This is a genomic window from Streptomyces sp. NPDC002144 (assembly GCF_053593695.1).
Genome location: NZ_JBSFDB010000064.1, coordinates 1 through 18,682, shown reverse-complemented (window position 1 = coordinate 18,682; position 18,682 = coordinate 1). Strand labels below are relative to the sequence as shown.

General features: G+C 71.3%; 19 protein-coding genes. 17 read left to right on the top strand and 2 right to left on the bottom strand.

Features of this window, described 5'->3' with window-relative positions; translation table 11 throughout:
* The first annotated feature begins 7 nt into the window (after nucleotides 1–7).
* The 8 genes from ACWCQ1_RS45680 to ACWCQ1_RS45645 are packed head-to-tail and all read left to right on the top strand — an operon-like array spanning nucleotide 8 to nucleotide 6,955.
* Nucleotides 8–958: an ABC transporter permease gene (locus tag ACWCQ1_RS45680; RefSeq protein ID WP_451029304.1), complete on the top strand. Its 951-nt coding sequence runs from the start codon at nucleotides 8–10 to the stop codon at nucleotides 956–958.
* Complete coding sequence (locus tag ACWCQ1_RS45675; RefSeq protein ID WP_451029303.1) at nucleotides 955–1,797, top strand: ABC transporter permease; 843 nt, start codon at nucleotides 955–957, stop codon at nucleotides 1,795–1,797. The genes ACWCQ1_RS45680 and ACWCQ1_RS45675 overlap by 4 nt, the downstream gene beginning before the upstream one ends.
* Nucleotides 1,794–2,582 (top strand): ATP-binding cassette domain-containing protein, encoded by a 789-nt coding sequence (locus tag ACWCQ1_RS45670; protein WP_451029302.1) that lies wholly within the window; start codon nucleotides 1,794–1,796, stop codon nucleotides 2,580–2,582. Before ACWCQ1_RS45675 ends, ACWCQ1_RS45670 begins: the two co-directional genes overlap by 4 nt.
* Nucleotides 2,579–3,355 (top strand): ATP-binding cassette domain-containing protein, encoded by a 777-nt coding sequence (locus tag ACWCQ1_RS45665; protein WP_451029301.1) that lies wholly within the window; start codon nucleotides 2,579–2,581, stop codon nucleotides 3,353–3,355. Before ACWCQ1_RS45670 ends, ACWCQ1_RS45665 begins: the two co-directional genes overlap by 4 nt.
* Before the next feature lie 13 nt (nucleotides 3,356–3,368).
* Nucleotides 3,369–4,715, top strand: a complete 1,347-nt coding sequence (locus ACWCQ1_RS45660) for an LLM class flavin-dependent oxidoreductase (protein ID WP_451029300.1) — start codon at nucleotides 3,369–3,371, stop codon at nucleotides 4,713–4,715.
* On the top strand, nucleotides 4,712–6,037 hold the full coding sequence (locus tag ACWCQ1_RS45655) for an LLM class flavin-dependent oxidoreductase (RefSeq protein ID WP_451029299.1): 1,326 nt from the start codon (nucleotides 4,712–4,714) through the stop codon (nucleotides 6,035–6,037). Before ACWCQ1_RS45660 ends, ACWCQ1_RS45655 begins: the two co-directional genes overlap by 4 nt.
* A 19-nt stretch (nucleotides 6,038–6,056) precedes the next feature.
* Nucleotides 6,057–6,185, top strand: a complete 129-nt coding sequence (locus ACWCQ1_RS45650) for a hypothetical protein (RefSeq protein WP_451029298.1) — start codon at nucleotides 6,057–6,059, stop codon at nucleotides 6,183–6,185.
* Nucleotides 6,186–6,244: 59 nt separating this feature from the next.
* Nucleotides 6,245–6,955, top strand: a complete 711-nt coding sequence (locus tag ACWCQ1_RS45645) for a DUF402 domain-containing protein (RefSeq protein ID WP_451029297.1) — start codon at nucleotides 6,245–6,247, stop codon at nucleotides 6,953–6,955.
* Nucleotides 6,956–7,043: 88 nt separating this feature from the next.
* Here ACWCQ1_RS45645 and ACWCQ1_RS45640 read toward each other — a convergent pair whose 3' ends face one another.
* On the bottom strand, nucleotides 7,044–7,817 hold the full coding sequence (locus ACWCQ1_RS45640; protein ID WP_451029296.1) for a winged helix-turn-helix domain-containing protein: 774 nt from the start codon (nucleotides 7,815–7,817) through the stop codon (nucleotides 7,044–7,046).
* Between the two features lie 204 nt (nucleotides 7,818–8,021).
* On the opposite strand from ACWCQ1_RS45640, the gene ACWCQ1_RS45635 reads away from it, so the two are divergent.
* From ACWCQ1_RS45635 to ACWCQ1_RS45595, 9 genes are all read left to right on the top strand, one after another.
* Nucleotides 8,022–8,102: a putative leader peptide gene (locus ACWCQ1_RS45635; protein WP_384482901.1), complete on the top strand. Its 81-nt coding sequence runs from the start codon at nucleotides 8,022–8,024 to the stop codon at nucleotides 8,100–8,102.
* 161 nt (nucleotides 8,103–8,263) lie between these two features.
* Nucleotides 8,264–9,898: an ABC transporter substrate-binding protein gene (locus tag ACWCQ1_RS45630; protein ID WP_451029295.1), complete on the top strand. Its 1,635-nt coding sequence runs from the start codon at nucleotides 8,264–8,266 to the stop codon at nucleotides 9,896–9,898.
* A gap of 3 nt (nucleotides 9,899–9,901) precedes the next feature.
* A complete protein-coding gene (locus tag ACWCQ1_RS45625) occupies nucleotides 9,902–10,858 on the top strand; it encodes an ABC transporter permease (RefSeq protein ID WP_451029294.1) in 957 nt (318 codons plus the stop codon).
* 5 nt (nucleotides 10,859–10,863) lie between these two features.
* Nucleotides 10,864–11,700 carry an ABC transporter permease gene (locus ACWCQ1_RS45620; RefSeq protein ID WP_451029327.1) on the top strand — a complete coding sequence of 279 codons (837 nt, stop codon included), beginning with the start codon at nucleotides 10,864–10,866 and terminating at the stop codon, nucleotides 11,698–11,700.
* Nucleotides 11,697–13,679: a dipeptide ABC transporter ATP-binding protein gene (locus ACWCQ1_RS45615; protein ID WP_451029293.1), complete on the top strand. Its 1,983-nt coding sequence runs from the start codon at nucleotides 11,697–11,699 to the stop codon at nucleotides 13,677–13,679. Before ACWCQ1_RS45620 ends, ACWCQ1_RS45615 begins: the two co-directional genes overlap by 4 nt.
* Nucleotides 13,680–13,711: 32 nt before the next feature.
* Complete coding sequence (locus ACWCQ1_RS45610) at nucleotides 13,712–14,560, top strand: alpha/beta fold hydrolase (RefSeq protein ID WP_451029292.1); 849 nt, start codon at nucleotides 13,712–13,714, stop codon at nucleotides 14,558–14,560.
* A gap of 20 nt (nucleotides 14,561–14,580) precedes the next feature.
* Nucleotides 14,581–15,594 (top strand): 2-oxoglutarate and iron-dependent oxygenase domain-containing protein, encoded by a 1,014-nt coding sequence (locus tag ACWCQ1_RS45605; protein ID WP_451029291.1) that lies wholly within the window; start codon nucleotides 14,581–14,583, stop codon nucleotides 15,592–15,594.
* Between the two features lie 22 nt (nucleotides 15,595–15,616).
* Nucleotides 15,617–16,432, top strand: coding sequence for a DUF427 domain-containing protein (locus ACWCQ1_RS45600; protein ID WP_451029290.1), 816 nt, complete (start codon nucleotides 15,617–15,619; stop codon nucleotides 16,430–16,432).
* 629 nt (nucleotides 16,433–17,061) lie between these two features.
* Complete coding sequence (locus tag ACWCQ1_RS45595; RefSeq protein WP_451029289.1) at nucleotides 17,062–18,060, top strand: quinone oxidoreductase family protein; 999 nt, start codon at nucleotides 17,062–17,064, stop codon at nucleotides 18,058–18,060.
* A 163-nt stretch (nucleotides 18,061–18,223) separates the two neighbouring features.
* On the opposite strand, the gene ACWCQ1_RS45590 is transcribed toward ACWCQ1_RS45595, so the two are convergent.
* Nucleotides 18,224–18,682, bottom strand: a 459-nt coding sequence (locus ACWCQ1_RS45590; protein ID WP_451029288.1) for an RNA-guided endonuclease TnpB family protein, incomplete at its 5' end; no start/stop codon positions are given.

The following is an 18,682-nucleotide window of genomic DNA, read 5'->3' as shown; positions in this document are numbered from 1 at the left end:
GGCCGGCGTGACCCTGTATGTGGTGCGCCGGGCCGCACTGCTGGTGGTGTCCCTGCTCGCCGCCAGCGTGCTGATCTTCCTGGTGCTACGGCTGCTGCCCGGCGACATCGCCCAGACCATCGGCGGCATCAAGGCCACACCGGCCCAGGTCGCGGCCGTACGCCATGACCTGGGCCTGGACCGGCCGCTCGCCGCGCAGTACGGCAGCTGGATCGGCGGAGTCGTCACCGGCGACTTCGGGCGGTCTGTCCTCGACGGTACGTCGGTGTCGGGGCAGCTCGTCGAGAAGTTCGCGGTGACCGGACCGCTGGCCGCCGGCGCGGTCGTCCTCGCGCTCGTCTTCGCCGTGCCGTTGGGCATCGTCGCCGCCGTACGCCGGGGCTCGCGGCTCGGTGGCGTGGTCAACGCCTTCGGGCAACTCGGCATCGCGTTGCCGACACTGTGGCTGGGTCTGCTGCTCGTCGTCGTGTTCGCCGTCCAGGTCCGCTGGCTGCCCGCGCAGGGGTTCCCCGTGGACGGCTGGGCCGAGCCGGGGCAGGCGCTGCGCAGCCTGGTCCTGCCGTGGCTGACGCTGGCCCTGTCCGAGGGCGCCGTACTGCTGCGGTTCGTGCGCTCCGCCGTACTGGACGTCCTGCACCAGGACTGGCTGCGCACCGCCCGGGCCAAGGGCCACACGCGCACCGGCGCGCTGGTGCGGCACGGGCTGCGCAACGCGGCGGTGCCCGTGGTGTCCGTGCTCGGTTTGCAGATCGCGGCGCTGGTCGCGGGGGCGGTCGTGGTGGAGCAGGTCTTCGTGCTGCCCGGCGTCGGCCAGATGCTGATCACGGACGTCGGCAACCGGGACCTGGACAAGGTGCAGGGCGAGATCCTGCTGCTCACCGGGGCGGTACTGGTCATCGGGTTCCTCGTCGACCTCGCGCACCGGCTGATCGACCCCCGGCTGCGGAGCGCCGTATGACCGTCTCCAGAGCGCTTCTGAAGAGCCGCAGCGGCTCGGTCGGCCTGGTCCTCGTCGGCCTTCTCCTCCTGTCCGCACTGGTCTCCTTCGTCTGGACGCCGTACGACCCCACCCTCGCGCGTCCGCGGGACGGCTGGCTGCTGCCGTTCTCCGGCGGCCACCTGCTGGGCACTGACCGGCTGGGCCGCGACGAGCTGAGCCAGCTGCTGGCCGGAGCGCGCGGCACTCTGCTGACCGCCCTGCTCGCGGCGGCGATCGCCGCTGTCGTGGGGCTCGCCCTGGCACTGGCGGCGGTGCTCGTACCGCGCTGGATCGGCGCCGCCGTCGTCCAGCTCACGGACGTGCTGATCGCGTTCCCCGTCCTGCTGATCGCGATGATCCTTACCGCGGTGTACGGCGGCTCCACCTGGACGGTGGTCACCGCGGTCGGCGTCGGCGCGGGCGTCAACCTCGCCCGGGTCGCCCGCGCCGAGGCGGGGCGGGTGCTGAACACCGACTACGTGCTGGCCGCGCACGCCGCCGGGTCCGGTACCTGGCGTACCGTCCGAAAGCACCTGCTGCCGAACATCGCGCCCACCCTGGTCGTGCAGCTCTCGCTGGTGCTGTCCGTGGCGGTGCTCGCCGAGGCGGCGCTGTCGTTCCTGGGGTTCGGCGCGCCGGCGCCCGCGGTCTCCTGGGGGCGCATGCTGCACGAGCAGCAGCAGTACATCGCGGCTCGCCCGCTGCTCGTCATCTGGCCGGGGCTCGCCGTGGCCGCCTCCGTGCTCGGGTTCAACCTGCTCGGCGACGGGCTGCGCGAGGCGGCCGACGCCCGACTGCGCGTGCGGGAGGCGTCATGAGCCTGCTGACGATCTCCGATCTGAGCGTGCGGATCGGTGGTACGACCGTCATCGACAAGGTGAGCCTGTCGATCAACCCTGGCGAACGGCTCGCACTGATCGGCGAATCCGGCTCCGGCAAGTCGCTCACCGCCCTCGCCGTGCTGGGACTCCTCCCGGACGGCGCCCGGGCCACCGGCAGCATCCGGCTCGGCGGCCAGGAACTGCTGGGCCTTGGCGACAGGGAGCTGTCCCGGTTGCGCGGCGAGCGCATGGCCATGGTCTTCCAGGAACCCATGAGCGCCCTCAACCCGCTGATGCGCACAGGGAAGCAGCTCGTCGAGCCGCTGCGGCTGCACCGCGGGCTCAACCGGCGCCAGGCCCGGGCCGCTGCCGTCGAACTCGCCGCACAGGTGGGCCTGCCGGACCCGGATCTCATCGTCCGCTCCTGGCCGCACGAGCTCTCCGGCGGCCAGCGTCAGCGCGTCGGCCTCGCGATGGCCCTCGCCACCCGCCCGGCGTTGCTCATCGCCGACGAACCCAGCACCGCCCTCGACGTCACCGTCCAGGCCGACATGCTCAAGCTCCTGGACGACCTGGTCCGCGACCACGGCACCGCATTGCTGTTCATCAGCCACGACCTCGCCGTCGTCGCCCAGCTCTGCTCACGAGCCGCCGTGCTCAAGGACGGACGGCTCGTCGAGGAAGGTGCCACCGACGCCCTCGTACGAACTCCCCGACACCCCTACACGCAGCGGCTGGTGGCGGCCGCCCGTGCCACGGGATCCGAGGAGGTCACTCGATGACACAGCTTCTGAAGGGCACTGGGCTCAGCCGCACCTTCCGGCTGCCGCGCACCTCGCTGTTCGCGCCTGCCGTTCACCGCCACGCTGTCCAGGACGTGTCGCTGGAGCTCCGGGAAGGCCACAGCCTCGGCATCGTGGGGGAGTCCGGCTCCGGCAAGTCGACCCTGGCCCGGCTCCTGCTCGCCCTGGACCGGCCGGACACCGGAACGGTGCACTACCGCGGGCGCGAGGTGAAGCCGGGCAGGCTGCCGTGGTTCCGGCGCGAGGTGCAGGTCGTGCTGCAGGACCCGATGGGCTCTCTCGACCCGCGTGCCACTGTCCGCGACATCGTCGCCGAGCCGCTGGAGTGCCTCAAACTGCCCGGCGACCACGACGACCGGGTGGACGAACTGCTGCGCGCGGTCGGCCTGGACCCGTCCGTGCGCGGCCGGTATCCGCACGAGTTCTCCGGCGGACAGCGGCAACGCATCGCCATCGCACGTGCCCTCGCCCCCGGTCCGAAGGTCCTCGTCGGCGACGAACCGCTCAGTGCCCTCGACGTGTCGGTGCGCGCTCAGATCCTCTCCCTCCTGGACGACCTCGCCGAGGCGTACGGGCTGACGCTGCTGCTCGTCTCCCACGACATCGGCGTCGTGCGGCGTCTGTGTACCGACGTGCTGGTGATGAAGGACGGCCGCGCCGTCGAACTGGGTCCGGCCGCATCCGTCCTGGCCGAGCCCCAACACCCGTACACACGCCGTCTCTTGGCCGCCGTACCCCGGCTGCCCGCATGACCGGGAGGACCGCATGACCGAACCCACCGCACGTCGGCTCACCCTGGGGGCCCTCGTCCACGGCTCCGGCGGCCACATCGCCGGTTGGCGGCACCCGGACGCCCGCCCCGACGGACAGCTCGACTTCGCCTTCCACGCCGACCTCGCCCGCACCCTCGAACGCGGCCGGTTCGACGCACTCTTCGTCGCCGACGTCGTCGCCCTCTGGGGCCACCAGCTCGATTCGCTGTCCCGCACCGGCCGTGCCGAGCACTTCGAACCGCTGACGTTGCTGGCCGCGCTGTCGCTGGTGACCGAGCACATCGGCCTGGCAGCGACGGCGACCACGACCTACAACCACCCCTTCCACATCGCCCGCAAGTTCGCCTCCCTGGACCACATCTCGGGCGGCCGCGCGGGCTGGAACGTGGTCACCTCCGTCGTACCCCTGGAGGCGGCGAACTTCGGCTACGACCGCCATCTGGAACACGAGCTGCGCTATCGTCGCGCGGACGAGTTCGTGCAGGTGGTCAAGGCGCTCTGGGACAGCTTCGACGACGAGGCGGTCGTACGGGACAAGGCGACCGGCCGCTACTACGACCCGGCCGGACTGCACACCCCGCACCACCGCGGCGAGTACTTCGCCGTCCGTGGCCCCCTGAACGTCTCCCGGCCGCCACAGGGCCATCCGGTGGTCTTCCAGGCCGGATCCTCAGAGACGGGACGCGAGTTCGCCGCCCGGCACGGCGAGGTCCTCTTCACGACCCAGCACGAACTGGGCGCCGCGCAAACCTTCTACGCCGACATCAAGGCGCGGTCGGCCGCCCATGGCCGCGACCCCGCCCATGTGCTGGTCTGGCCGGGCCTCTCCCCGTTCGTCGCGCCCACCGAGACGGAGGCGCGGCGGCGCCTCGCCGAGCTCCAGGACCTCATCCACGACGACGTCGCCCGCCGTCTCGTCCAGGACAACATCGGTGACCTGGACCTGACCGACCACCCGGTGGACGGCCCACTGCCGGACATCCCCGAGACCAACCGCAGCACGTCGCGCCGCGATCTGCTGCTGAAGCTCGCCCACGACGAGAAGTTGACGATACGTCAGCTGGCGCACCGTTTCGCCGCGGGCTCCGCCGTCGCCGGTACGCCCGAGCAGATCGCCGACCACATCGAGACCTGGTTCCGCTCCTTCGCGGCCGACGGCTTCAACATCTCCTTCCCCTATCTGCCCGGCCCCGCAGAGGACTTCGTGGACCACGTCGTGCCGCTGCTCCAGCAACGCGGGCTGCTGCGCACCGAGTACGAGGGTGGCACCCTGCGCGAGAACCTCGGGCTGCCGCGTCCCGCCGTCCGTGACCGACACCTCCAGGAGACCGGACGATGAGCCGCCGCACCGGACAACTGCACCTCAACGCCTTCCTCAAGCCACCGGGGGAGTACCTGGCCGCCTGGCGGCACCCGGACACCGCGGCGGACGCGGGCGTGAACATCCGGGAGGTCCTGTCCTTCGCGCGGACCGCAGAACGGGCCGCCTTCGACGCGGTGTTCCTCGCCGACCTCGTCGGCGTGCCGTTCGCGAACGAGGACGTCCTGAGCCGGGTCAGCGTGGTCAACGACTCCTTCGAGCCGACGACGCTGCTGGCCGCGCTCGCCGCCGGCACCTCCCACATCGGCCTCATCGCCACCGCCTCGACCAGCTACAACGAGCCCTACCACGTGGCCCGCACCTTCGCCTCCCTCGACCACATCTCCGGCGGCCGGGCCGGCTGGAACGTGGTGACCTCCCTCAATGACGGAGAGGCCCAGAACTTCGGCCTCGCCGCCCACCTCGACCACGCCACCCGCTACGACCGCGCCGAGGAGTTCCACGACGTGGTGACGGGGCTGTGGGACTCCTTCGAGGACGACGCCTTCCGCCACGACCAGGCAAGCGGCGTCTACTTCGACCCCGCGAAGCTGCACGCCCTGAACCACGAAGGAAAACACCTCAAGGTCGCCGGCCCCCTCAACATCGCCCGGCCGCCGCAAGGCCACCCCATCATCGTGCAGGCCGGCGCCTCCGAAGCGGGCAAGAACCTCGCCGCCCGCATCGCCGACGTGATCTTCTCCGGCATCAAGGACCTCGGCCGGGCCCAGGAGTTCTATGCGGAGATCAAGGAGCGAGCCGCCGCCCACGGCCGCGACCCCGACCACCTCAAGGTCCTCCCGGCCCTGTCCGTCGTCACCGCCCCCACCGAGTCCGAGGCCCGCGACAAACTGGCCCGACTCACCGAACTCCTGCCCCCGCAGGTCGCGTTGGCCGACCTGTCGTACTGGCTCGGCGGCTTCGACCTCAGCGGCTACCCACTGGACGGCCCGCTGCCTGAACTCCCCGTCTCCAACCAGTCGCACACCGCCCAGCAGCAGATCTACGAGGACGCTCGTCGCGACAACCTCACCATCCGCGACCTCGTCCGGCGCGTCGCGAACGACGACCGCAGCATCACCGGCACGCCCGAGCAGATCGCCGACCACATCGAGGAGTGGTTCCACGGCCGCGCCGCCGACGGCTTCAATGTGATCTTCCCGTATCTGCCGGGCACCCTGGACGACTTCGCCGAGTTCGTGATCCCCGAGCTGCGCCGCCGCGGCCTGTTCCGCACCCACTACACGGGCCGTACGCTGCGCGACCACCTGGGCCTGCCGCGGCCGTCCCGGCGGGGGTAGATGCTGCCGGGAGAGGACCGTGCCGCACGACGGATACTTGGTGTGCATGGCCGCGGGCGCCACGACCCTGCTGGACCAGGCAGTCCTGAACATCGCGGTGCCGAGTATGCGGCAGTCCATCGGGGCCACCGGGGCGAACGTCCAGTGACCCCCGGTGCATCCGACCGCGAGCCTGTTCCTCCCACCGACACCAGGACTCGCCTGCACATGAAACCCGGACGCGTACTCCACCTGAACCTGTACCTCGGCGGTCACCTGAGCACCCGGGCTCCGGTGCGGGTCGTGGATTCCGGCCCGGACGGACTCCTGTTGTGGCTCGCTGTGGGCTCGCCGGTGTGGCGGGCCGCACTGCCGACGGGCGTGCATCTGAGAGACGTGCCGCCGGAACAGCGGCCGGCAACCGGGTATCCCCTGGAAACCGGGCACTGGCACCGGGGCAACGCCCTCATCCACCAGCCCAACGAGTCATGCCACGCGGTCTGGTGGCTGTTCTCGTCAGCGGACGGTGACGGTGGCTTCAGCGGCTGGTACGTCAACCTGGAGCATCGCCGACGGAACACGGACGGCATCGACGTGTTCGACCTGGAGCTCGACGTCACCGTACGACCGGACGGGACCTGGCAGTGGAAGGACGAGGAGTCCTTCGCGGACAAGACCGGGCATCCGTCCTACTGGACGTCGCGCGAGGCCGAGGACATCCGCGAGGAGGGGCGTCGGGTGGCCCGGCTGGCGGAAACCGGGGTCTTCCCGTTCGACGGAACCTGGTGCGACTTCACCCCACCGCCCTCCTGGCCGCTTCCGGCACTGCCGCCCCGGCCCACCACCTCCCTGTGTGCCCGGCCTGCCCGGGGTGGCGGGACCGCACACGAGTCGCCGCTTCCGCTCGACAGCAGCGGCGGCGAGGTACGCGGAGCGTGAGCCGACGTCCTAGAGGGAAGAGGGCCGACGGGGAGGGCGGCCTTCCGCGGTCGGAGCCGTCCGGGCGCGGCGGTCGTGACCCGTACCCTCAGTCTCCCTCGGCCGGTGCCAGTGTCGCGCGCAGGCGGAAGCCGACGCCTCGTTCCGTCGTCAGCAGAGCCGCGCCACGGGGGCCGAGTTTGCGGCGGATGCGGTGGATGTGCAGGTCGACGGAGCGGCTGCGGCTCCCCGCCCATTCACCCAGCCCCGAGCGCAGGTCCTCGCGGGAGACGACCCGGCCGTTGCCCCGCAGGAGGGCGGTCAACAGCCGGAACTCCAGTGGGGTCAGAGCGACCGGGGCGCCGTCCACCAGCATGCGCTGGCCGCCCGGGTCGAGGCTGATCGGGGACGGCGCGGCGGCCACGTAGGAGCCGGGCATCGTGCCGCCCGGCACTACCGGCAGGCCCGCGGCGCGCCAGCCCTCGTAGCCGCCGACGACGTCGGTGGCCCGCACCAGTCCGAGGTCGTGCAGACCCGCGGCGGCCATGCTCGACATGTACCCCTGCGAGCACATGATGATCGCGCGCAGGGAGTGGTCGGTGGCCTCCTCGATGCGCCAGGCGCTGCAGGGGTCCAGCCGCCACTCCAGCACGTTCCGGTCCATGACGAGGGAGCCGGGGATCTCGCCCTCGGCGCGCCGCACCATGTCCGCGCGGACGTCCACCAGCAGGGCGCCGTCCGCGAGTTCACCGGCGGCTTCCTCCGGGGCCAGTCGCCGCAGGCGGGTGCGGGCGCGGGCCAGCAACTCGTCGATCGACGAGTGACCGGCGTCAGGCGTGCAGCCCGAAGGCCCATCGGGCCGTATGAATGCCGGTGACTGCATCGCGAGCAACTCCCTTGTCCTGCCTCCGAGACGGCCGATGGTCGTCACAACCGTGGTGGCGACAGCCGGCGTCGAGACGCGAGGGCGTGCGGCGGGAGTCGGTCATGCCGGGAAGTCTACGGGCGGAGTTTTACGGCAGAGTTTCTCGATTCTGAAACAGATCCCGCGTTGTCTACCGCCGAGCCTCGCTGTTATCAATGACTCGTGACCGCGAACACGCTGCTGACCCGGAGGATCCACGTGGATCTGCTGCGCGTCGGCACGTGCGCGTGTCCGCAGCGCTGAGGTATCCGACCGAGCGCACCACGCCGGCCTTCTGACGGCCCTTTGCCGCGCGCTTCTTCGCGCTCCGCCTTCCTTCACCTGTCACTTTTCTGCCTACCGCACACGCCCGTGTACAGCTCCCCCAGGTTGTGCCGTGCCGTCGGTCGTTCCCTGGAGAACCCATGCCTGCATCCGATGCCGACGCACCGCCCCAGCGCTGGCAGGACGTCCTGCCGTCCGGCCCCTCTCGGCGCGGCTTCCTCACCCTGGCCGGCGGCGGCGCCCTGGCCGCCCTGCTCGCGGCCTGCGCGCCCGGCGCAGGGGACGACGCGGCCGGGGCGACGGCGTCGGCCACGGGCCCGGCCCGGCGCGGCGGCACCCTGCGCGTGGGCGCCCCGCCGCCGCCCACCGCCCTCGACCCGGTCACGGCGTACGACGGAACCGCCATCGCCCTCTTCCAGCTGGTGGCCGAATACCTGATCTGGCTCGACAAGGACTTCAAGCTGGTGCCGCGGCTGGCCACCAAGTGGGCCTCGGACAGCTCCGCCCGGAAGTGGACCTTCACCCTGCGCGAGGGCGTCACCTTCTCCGACGGCACGAAGCTCGACGCCGCCACGGTGAAGGCCTCGTTCGACCGGCTGCTCGATCCGAAGAACAAGTCGGCGGCCCTGTCCGCGTTCGACACCGTCCTCAAGGCAGGCGGCGTGAGCACCCAGGGCGACTCCACCGTCGTCTTCACCCTCGACCGACCCTTCTCCGACTTCCCGTACCTGGTGTCGGCCGGCAACTACAACGCGGTGATCCTCAAGACGGACTACGCCGAGGACTTCGCCAAGCACGGCATCGGCACGGGCCCCTTCACCCTCACCTCCTACGACGTCTCCACCGGCGCCTCCTTCGTCCGCAACCCGAAGTACTGGGACAACCCCAAGCCCTACCTCGACGGCGTGGACGTGAAGTTCTACGCCGACGACCAGGCCGACCTCGTCGCCCTGCAGTCCGGCGACATCGACGCCCAGTTCCTCAGCAGGCCGGCGCTGGTCGAACCGCTGGGAAACAGCGGGGGCATCACCGTCGACAAGGTAAGGGGGACCGGAGTCACCGTCCTCACCCTCCGCGTGGACAAGGCGCCCTTCGACCGGAAGGAGGTCCGGCAGGCCGTCGCCTACGCCCTCGACCGGCCCGCCGTCCGCCAGGCCGCCGGCAGCGGACTCGGCGACCTGGGCAACGATCACCTGTTCGCTCCGTTGTTCCCGGCCGCGCCCACTGACATCGAGCAGCGTGCCAAGGACAAGGCGAAGGTCGCCGAACTGCTCAAGGCGGCCGGTCTGAAGAGCCTGCGCTTCACGCTCACCTTCGACCCGCCCAACAAGGACTTCGCGGTCACCGTCCAGAGCCAGCTGAAGGAGGTCGGCATCACCGTCGACCTCGACCAGCGGTCCTCGAAGGAGTTCTACGGCGGTGACCAGGCCAAGGACACGCCCTGGCTGTTCACCACCGCCAACCTGGTCGGTTGGGCGGGCAGAGCCGTGCCCAGCCAGTTCATCATCCCGATGGTGAAGAGCAACGGCGTGTGGAACGGCTCGAAGTACGCCAACAGGACCCTCGACGCGGCCGCCGAGGCCTATGACGCCGCCACCAGCGACGCCGAACGGCGCAAGCAGGCGGAGATCATCGCCAAGGCCCTGCACGAGGACGTGCCGATCGTCATCGCGTACTGGAGCGGCGCGGCGCGTGCCTACAACGGCGACAAATTCCGGGGCGTCGAGGCCCACCCCAGCCAGTACGTCGACTTCACCACCGTCTCCCGGGTCTGAGACATGACCAGGTTCCTGCTGCGGCGGCTCGCCGCGATACCGCTGACGCTGCTCGGGGTCTCGTTCCTGGTCTTCCTCGCCACCCAGGTGCTGCCCGGCGACGTGGCCCGCACCGTCCTCGGCCGCGAGGCGTCCGACGACTCCGTGCGCGCCCTCGACCACGAACTCGGCCTCGACCGGCCGCTCGTCGTGCAGTACGGCAGCTGGCTCGGGCACTTCGTCACCGGTGATTGGGGCACGTCGTACACCCTGCACGTGCCGGTGCGCGGGCTGCTCCTGGAGCGGCTGGGCCACTCGCTGTTCCTGGCGCTGTTCGCGTTCGTACTGCTGGTGCCCGTCGCGCTCACGCTCGGCCTGATCGCTGGGCTGTACCACGGCCGGGTGCTGGACCGGACGATCACCGCCACGACCCTGGCGCTGGGCGCCACACCGGAGTTCGTCACCGGGGTCGTCCTGCTGGTGGTGTTCTCGGTGCAGTTGCGCTGGCTGCCCGCGTCCGCGCAGACCAGGCCCGGGGCCGACGGCCTGGGCCAGACCCTGTGGCACCTGCTGCTGCCGGCGATCTCGCTGGTGCTGGTGTGCACCGGCTACGTCGCCCGGCACGTGCGCGCCAGCACCATCGCCGTCGTCGACGGCCCCTACGTGCGCGCGGCGCGGCTGCGCGGGGCCGGCTCCGCCCGGATCGTCGTCCGGCACGTCCTGCGCAATGCCACGGTGCCGGCCACGAGCGCCCTCGGGGTCCAGTTGCAGTACCTGCTCGGCGGCATCGTGGTCGTGGAGCTGCTCTTCAACTACCCCGGTGCCGGTGCTCTGTTGCTCCAGTCCGCGCAGGACAAGGACCTGCCGACGCTGCAGGCGAGCGCGATGGTACTGGGGGTCCTGTACATGCTGGTCGTACTGCTTGCGGACGTCGTCTACCGGCTGCTGGATCCGCGGATACGCCTCGGGGGTGCCGCTTGAGCACGGTGACCGTCGTTCTGCGGCCACTGGGACGGGTGGGGCGGCTGCCTCTCGCCTCCGTTCTCGGCGCCACCCTGATCGTGCTGTGGGCCGCCGTGGCGCTGTTGTGGCCGCACCTGGTGCCGTACGACCCGGACGTCCAGCGCCCCCAGGACCGGTTCCTGGAACCGAGCGGTGAACACTTGCTCGGCACCGACCAGTTCGGTCGTGACGTCTTCTCCCGCATGCTGGCCGGGGCACGCCCCGTCCTGGAAGTGGCGCCCGCCGCGACCGCGCTGGCCGTCCTCGCCGGCACCGTGATCGGGCTGCTCGCCGGGGGCGTGGGCGGCTGGCTGGACGAGGTGGTGATGCGGATCGTCGACGCGCTCGTCGTCTTCCCCGCCGTGATCGCCGCCGTCCTGTTCGCGGCGCTGCTCGGCCGCTCCACGGCGGTGCTGGTCCTCGTCGTCGCGGCCGCGCTGACGACGCTGGTCACGCGCAGCGTACGGGCGGCGACCCTCGTCGAGCGTGAGAAGCCGTACGTCGAGGCCGCGTTGCTGCGCGGTGAGCCGCTGTGGTCGCTGCTCGGCCGCGAGATCCTGCCCAACGTCCGCCGCACCGTGTACGTCGAGACCACCTCCCGGCTCGGCGACGCCGTGTTCGCCGCCGCCACCCTCTCCTTCCTCGGCCTCGGCCAACCCCCGGGGTCACCGGAATGGGGCGCCGCCGTCGCCGACAACCGGGTGTGGCTCGGCAACGCGCCCTGGACGGTCCTCGCGCCCGCCCTCGCGATCGTCTCGCTGGTGGTCGGGGTCGCGCTGGTCGCGGACACCTCACGACGAGCCGCAGGGGGCGAGGCATGAGTACAGCTGAACAGGGGCTGGTCGTCGAGGAGTTGAGCACCGCCTACAGCTCCGCCCAGGTGCTGTACGACGTGTCGTTCACGGTGGCCCCCGGCGAGATCTTCGGCCTGGTCGGGGAGTCGGGCTGCGGCAAGTCGACCCTGGCGTACGCGCTCGCCCGGCACTTCGCACCGGGCGGCACGGTGCTGGGCGGTGCCGTACGGCTGGACGGCACCGACGTACTGGGCCTGGGCGGGCGGCAGCTGAGGCAATGGCGGGCGTCCCGGCTCGCCTTCGTCCACCAGGACGCCGCGGGCTCGCTGGACCCGACGATGCGGATCGGCACCCAACTGGCCGAAGTCCTGCGCGGCAGCGGTCTGGCGCGTGGCCAGACCGCCGAGCGCGTCATCGACCTCCTGCACACGGTGAGGCTGCCCGACCCGGAGCGGCTCGCCCGCCGCTACCCGCACCAGCTCTCAGGCGGCCAGCAGCAGCGTGTCGTCATCGCCGCCGCCCTCGCCGCACAGCCCCGCCTGCTGATCCTCGACGAGCCGACGACGGGCCTCGACGCCTCGGTCGAGCACGAAGTGCTGGGCCTGCTCAAGGAGTTGCGGAGCCGACTCGACGCCGCCGTGGTCTTCGTCAGCCACGACCTCGGTCTGATCGGCCGGATGTGCGACCGAGTGGGCGTACTGTACGCGGGGCGGCTGGTGGAGGTGGGGCCGGTGGGCGAGGTCCTGGCGGCCCCGGCCCACCCGTACACCGCCGGCCTCCTGGCGGCCGTGCCGGTGCTCGGCGCGACGCGCGCCGAACGCCCGCTGCGGCCCGTCCCCGGACGGCTGCCACTACCCGGTGAGGCCACGACGGGCTGCGCCTTCGCGCCGCGCTGCGCGTTGGCGGAGGACGCGTGCAGGACGGCCGAACCCGTGCTGGACACTCAGGCGCTACCGGGCCGGGCGGTGCGCTGCCTGCATCCGGGGGAGGCCGACACGGGGGCGCGTACGGCAGAGCGCGGCACACAGCCGAGCGAGTCCGCCGCCGTCCTCGTCGAAGTACGGGACCTGGTACGGCGGTTCGGGAGCACCGTCGCCGTCGACCATGTCGACCTGACAATCCGCGAAGGCGAAGTTCTCGGTCTGGTGGGGGAGTCGGGCAGCGGCAAGACCACCCTCGCCCGCGCCGTCGCCGGGCTCGGCCCCGACGGCGAGGGTGAACTGCGCATGCGCGGCGAACCGCTCCCCGCAGGCCTGAGCCGGCGCGATGCCCAGGTACGCCGGCGCATCCAGATGGTCTTCCAGAACCCGGACGCCTCCCTCAATCCCAGCCACACCGTGCGCACCGTGCTGAGGAGATCGCTCGCCACTCTCGGAGATCCCTCCGCCACCTCCCTCGAAACCCTGCTGGACCGCAGCAGCATCGACGCCGACCTCCTGGACCGCCGCCCCGCGCAACTGTCCGGCGGCCAGAAGCAGCGCGTCTCCATCGCCCGGAGTTTCGCGGGCCGACCCGATCTGGTGATCTGCGACGAGCCCGTGTCCGCCCTGGACGTCAGCGTGCAGGCGGCCGTGCTCGAAGTGCTGGCCGATCAGCGGGACCGTACGGGGACGTCGTACCTCTTCATCTCGCACGATCTCGCGGTCGTCGGCCATCTCGCCGACCGGATCGCCGTCATGTACCGCGGGGTGGTCGTCGAGCAGGGGCGAGCGACCGACGTGCTGCGCGGGCCGTCGCACCCGTACACCGCCCTGCTGGTCGAGGCGGCCTCCCGCCCGGTGGCGGCCGGCCCACCCGCTGCCGTGGCGAACGCCCCGGCACGACCGGGCGGCTGCCGGTTCGCCGACCGCTGTACGCGCCGTATCACGGGGCTGTGCGAGGACGTGCCGCCTCCGGAGCGGGACCTCGGCAGTGGTCACGTCCTGCGCTGCCACCTGGACCTCTCTGACTTGCCCGCCGGGATCCCCGCCACCGCCGCGCCAGGCGTGGCCGCCGACCTCTTGTGACCCCCTGACCGCCCCGAGCACCGGGAGCCCTGATGAGCACGACCACTAGTGCGGCTACGAGCGCGAATACGCCCACGAGCACCGCCGCCGAGGAGTTCGCCGGGCTGCCGAACGCCCCCGTCATCCAGCGCCGTTGGGTGACCGTAGCCACCGGCGGCCATGTCGGCGGCGTCTTCTGGGACACGCAGAAGCCCACCGTCGTCCTCCTGCACGACGCCGGACTGAGCGCCCGTTCCTGGGACGACGTGCTACTGGCTCTGGACCGGCCCGCCGTCGCCCTCGACCTGCCCGGACACGGCCGTTCCAGCAGGCGCGGCCGGGGCGACTACCGCCCGCGTCGGCTGGCGGCCACGCTGGAGGAAGCGGTCCGCTCCTTCGCTCCGGGTGGCGTGCCCGTCGTGGGCGCCGGGTTCGGCGGGCTGGCCGCGATCGCGCTGAAGGCGAAGTACCCGCGCGGCGCCGGGCGCCTCGTCCTCATCGACGCGCTGCCCGGTGCCTCGTCACCCGGCCTGCGGCTGTGGCCCGAACCCAGCCCGCAGTTCGCCACCCGTGACGACGCGGCGGCCTGGCTGGAGGAGCGCGGCGCGACCGACGCGGCCCGCACCGCCGAACTGGAGACCGAGCAGGCGGCGGACGGCACCTGGTCCTGGCGCCACCACCTCGGCAGCCTGCCCGCCGACGCGCCCAACGCCCTCGACGACGAGACGCTCTGGGAGCAACTCGGCACCGTCCAGGCCCCGTTGCTCATCCGAACCGAAGAGGGCCCGCTCGACGCGGTGTCCCTCGACCGGTTCCGCGCCCAGGTACCCGACGGAGACATCGTCACCGTCCACCCCGACCCCCAGTCCCTCGCGGACGCCCTGCGACCCCTGACCCACTGAATCCCGAAGGAGCCTGAGCAATGTCGGACGACATCCCCGTCATCGATCTCGCCGCCGCCCTCGCCGCCGACGCCCCCGAGGACCTGCTCGCCACCGTGCGCACCGCCGCCGAGACCATCGGCATCATCCAGGTGGTCAACCACGGTGTGCCCACCGAGGTGATCGCCGGCTTCGACGACGGCTTCCGCCGCGTCCTCGACCTGCCGCGCGCGGAGAAGGAGCGACTGGCCAGCCCGACCGGACACCCCTATCGCGGCTGGCGGCAGTGGCCGGACGACTTCGGACGCCTGGAGCTCGAACGGTTCAGCATCGCCCAGTACGACAACACGGAAGCGGCCAGGGCCGCCGGGCTGTCCGCCGAACACGCCACCCTCTACGAGCACGCGAACGTCTGGCCGCCGCAGGAGCCCGGCCTGCGCGCGGCCACCCAGCGCTATCACGACGCCTTCGTGGACGTCGCCCGCCGCGTCCTCGGTCTGTACGCGCGCCTGCTGGACGTCCCCGCGCATGCCTTCCCGCTGGGCGAGGACGTCTACACGACGGTGGTCGTCAACAACTACCCGAAGTGGCCGCACGAGGGCGCGTCGGACGAGGAGAAGCTCCTCCTCCTGGAACACGCCGACAGTTCCGTGCTCACGGTGCTCCACCAGGCGGGCGACTACGCGGGCCTGCAGGGTCAGCGCCCCGACGGCACCTGGACCCCCGTACCGATCCGGCCGGACGCCCTCCAGGTGTTCACCGGCACCCTGCTGACCAACTGGACGGAGGGCAGGCTGCGCCCCGGCCGGCACCGCGTGGTGGCCGGTGGCTCGGTGACCCGGCGCTCCTCCGCGGTTTTCGTCCACCCGAGTCTGGACACGGTCGTCGCACCGCTGCCCGAGTTCGCCGACCCGGACGGCTCCGACTTCGAACCCGTCTCGGTGTGGGAACGGGCCAGCGGCAACGTCGAGGAGTACCTGCGGGTGTTCGGCCGCCCCGAGCAGCTCGCGGCCTGGCGCGAGAATCGCCCCTACGTCGCGGAAGTCAACGCGTGAACCGGCCGGAGGAGAGCAGCTCATGACCACGTTCCCCACCGCACAGGCCGTGCGGACCACCCCGGAAGGCCTCCTGTGGGAGCCCGGCGAGCGCTGGGTACGCGGCCGCAAGGGCGAGATGACGGTCGTCGACAGCCGGCACCCCGTCCTGGTCTGGGAGCCGGGTGTCCCCGTCCCGCTGTACGCCTTCCCGCGCACCGAGGTCCGCGAGGACCTGCTCCGCCCCGCGAAGAACCCCCCGACCGGTACGCATACCGGCTCACGGATCTTCTACGACCTCGACATCGACGGCGACCTGCTGGAGAACGCCGCCTGGACCTTCCCGGCCGCCGACCTAGCCGACCACATCGCCTTCGAATGGTTCCGGCGCACAGGCCGGGGCCTCGACCACTGGTACGAGGAGGAGGAAGAGATCTTCGTCCACCCCCGGGACCCGCACAAACGCGTGGACGCCATCCCGAGCAGCCGCCACCTCGTGGTCCAGATCGACGGCACGGTCGTCGCGGACACCCACCGCCCCGTGCTGCTGTTCGAGACCGGCCTGCCCACGCGCTACTACATCCCGCGCGAGGACGTCCGCCTCGACCTGCTCGAACCCACCGACCACCACACCGGCTGCCCCTACAAGGGCACGGCGGAGTACTGGTCCTGGCGCGGCGAGTCCGACATCCCGGCGAACGTCGTCTGGAGCTACCCGGACCCGCTGCCGGCGGTCGGCCCGATCAAGGGGCTGCTCGCCTTCTACAACGAGGCCGTCGACATCGCCGTCGACGGCGAACCCCAGAATCGCCCCGTCACACACTTCACGAGGACGCTCTTGGAGAGACCGCAGGCTTGACTTCTCCCCCAGCTGAAGCAGGGAGATTCTTCCCTCGCGGGTTGAGCTTTCTGCTTCTCAGACAGCAGCTGCCCCGAATTAACGGCAAGGGACGTGGGTACGCCCAGCAGTCTTACGCCAGCTCCACAGACCTGACATCCCGCCAGCCCGGCGGTAGGCCCGGCCGGCTTGGTTATCCCCAGCCGGACGCCACAGAAGCTACCACTTATCTGCGGGCGGTTGGGGGTGAACGCCGATCCGCCCTGGCGGCGCATCGGCTTTCCCTGCCCTGCTCCGCAGGAGTCCGTTTCCTCCCCCGCCTGAAGGGGGGTATCCACGGAGGAACCTCGATGACAGTGTAGGACCGGCGCATCCGTCCCGACTGACTGCGCCGGTCCACGTCCGGCACACCACGCGCCCGGGGTGCAGCCGGCAGAGGTGAGTTCGGCCGGTCCGGTTCCGTGTGGCGCGCCCCGCTGACAGCTTTCGGTCTGTGGGCTTCCATCACGCCACGCCGTCGCCGGAGCCCCTGACCGCCGAGCCCGTGCTGTCCGTAGGAAAGTTACAGATCGTCAGGACACCTGTCGCGCCTGAGAGTTGGGGTGTCCTTTGGCCCGAGTGTTGTCGATAGAACGGACAAGGACCCCACGTTGCGTGCATACGGATTCAAGTCGAACGGCGGACCGGAGGTCCTGGAGGAGATCCAGGTGCCGGCCCCGAGGCCGGGCCCGGGTCAGGTGCTGATCGAGGTCGCGTACGCCGGGGTGAACTTCGCGGAGGTGCAGCATCGCCGGGGTGAGTTCGGCGAGCCCGACGGCCCCGGCGGCTACGACGTGCCCGGGCTTGAGGTCTCCGGCACGGTGGCGGCACTCGGCAGCGGGGTGACGGGGCCGGTGCTCGGCGAGCAAGTTGCCGCCTACCTTCCGGCCTTCGGCGGATATGCGGAGTTCGCTGTGGCCGACATGGACTTCGTCCGGCCCGTCGGCGGGCTCCCGCTCGCGGACGCGGCGGGCGTGCCGTGCGTGTATCCGACGGCCTACGGGGTGCTGATGGACGCGGGCCGACTGTGCGAGGGCGAGACGGTCCTGATCCACGCAGCGGTCGGGGGAGTCGGTTCGGCCGCGGCGCGGATCGCGCGAGCGCACGGTGCCGCGCGAGTCTTCGGCACGGTCGGCACCGGGAGGAAGGCACAGCTGGCCGCCGGGCTGGGCTACGACGCGCTGTTCGTCCGGGACGAGTTCGAGGACGGAGTCCGGGAGGCCACCGCTGGGCGTGGGGTGGACCTGGTGCTGGACCCCGTCGGCGGCCCGGTACGGCGCGCCGGCCTGGAGCTACTGGCTCCTTTCGGCCGGGTGGTCACCTACGGGGACCTCGGGCGTCACGCCGACTGGACCGCAGACGTCTGGGATCTGTGGAAGAACAACAGGACCGTCGCCGGATACAACATCGGCGATGTCGCCCGCCGTTCCCCCGCCACCATCGGTGAGCACCTTTCCACGGCATTGTCCGCGCTCGCCTCCGGAGCACTGCCCCGCGTCCGGCCGACCGTCGTCTCGTCGTCGGACGTCGTCGAGGTCCACCGGCGTCACGAGGCCGGACGGACCCATGGCAAGACCGTGCTGGCCTTCGCGGGGCACACCGCGGGCTGAGCCGGGAGGAGCGTTCTTCCGCCCCGCCGCCCCCACGACACGGCACCTGTGCCGGTCCGGTGCGGCGGGCTCCCCTCGGTGCGGCGGATCCCGGGTTCCAGCAGTTCCGGGCCGAGCAGGCCGTCGGGCATGAAATACGGCGTGACTTGACTTCCTCCCCCGCCTAAAGGCGGGGGATTCCAGCGGTCGCCCGCTGGGGTTCCTGCTTCACCGACGACCGCCCCGTCCGGGAGGACTCCCGTTGAGGTCTTACACCGTCTCCACAGGCAGCTGCCGCCAGCCCGGCGGCCAGGATGTTGCGTGCCGCGTTCACGTCACGGTCATGCACCGCGCCGCAGTGCTCGCACGTCCACGCGCGGACATGCAGCGGCAGCTTCGCCGCGACCGTGCCGCAGCCCCCGCACAGCTTGGAGCTGGGGAAGAAGCGGTCGATCACGACGAGGTCGCGCCCGTACCAGGCACACTTGTACTCCAGCATCATGCGCAGATCCGTCCACGCCGCATCCGAGATGGCCCGCGCGAGCGTGCCGTTCTTCAGCAGGTTGCGGACGGTGAGGTCCTCGATCACGACCGTTTGGTTCTCGCGGACGAGTCGAGTCGACAGCTTGTGCAGGAAGTCGCG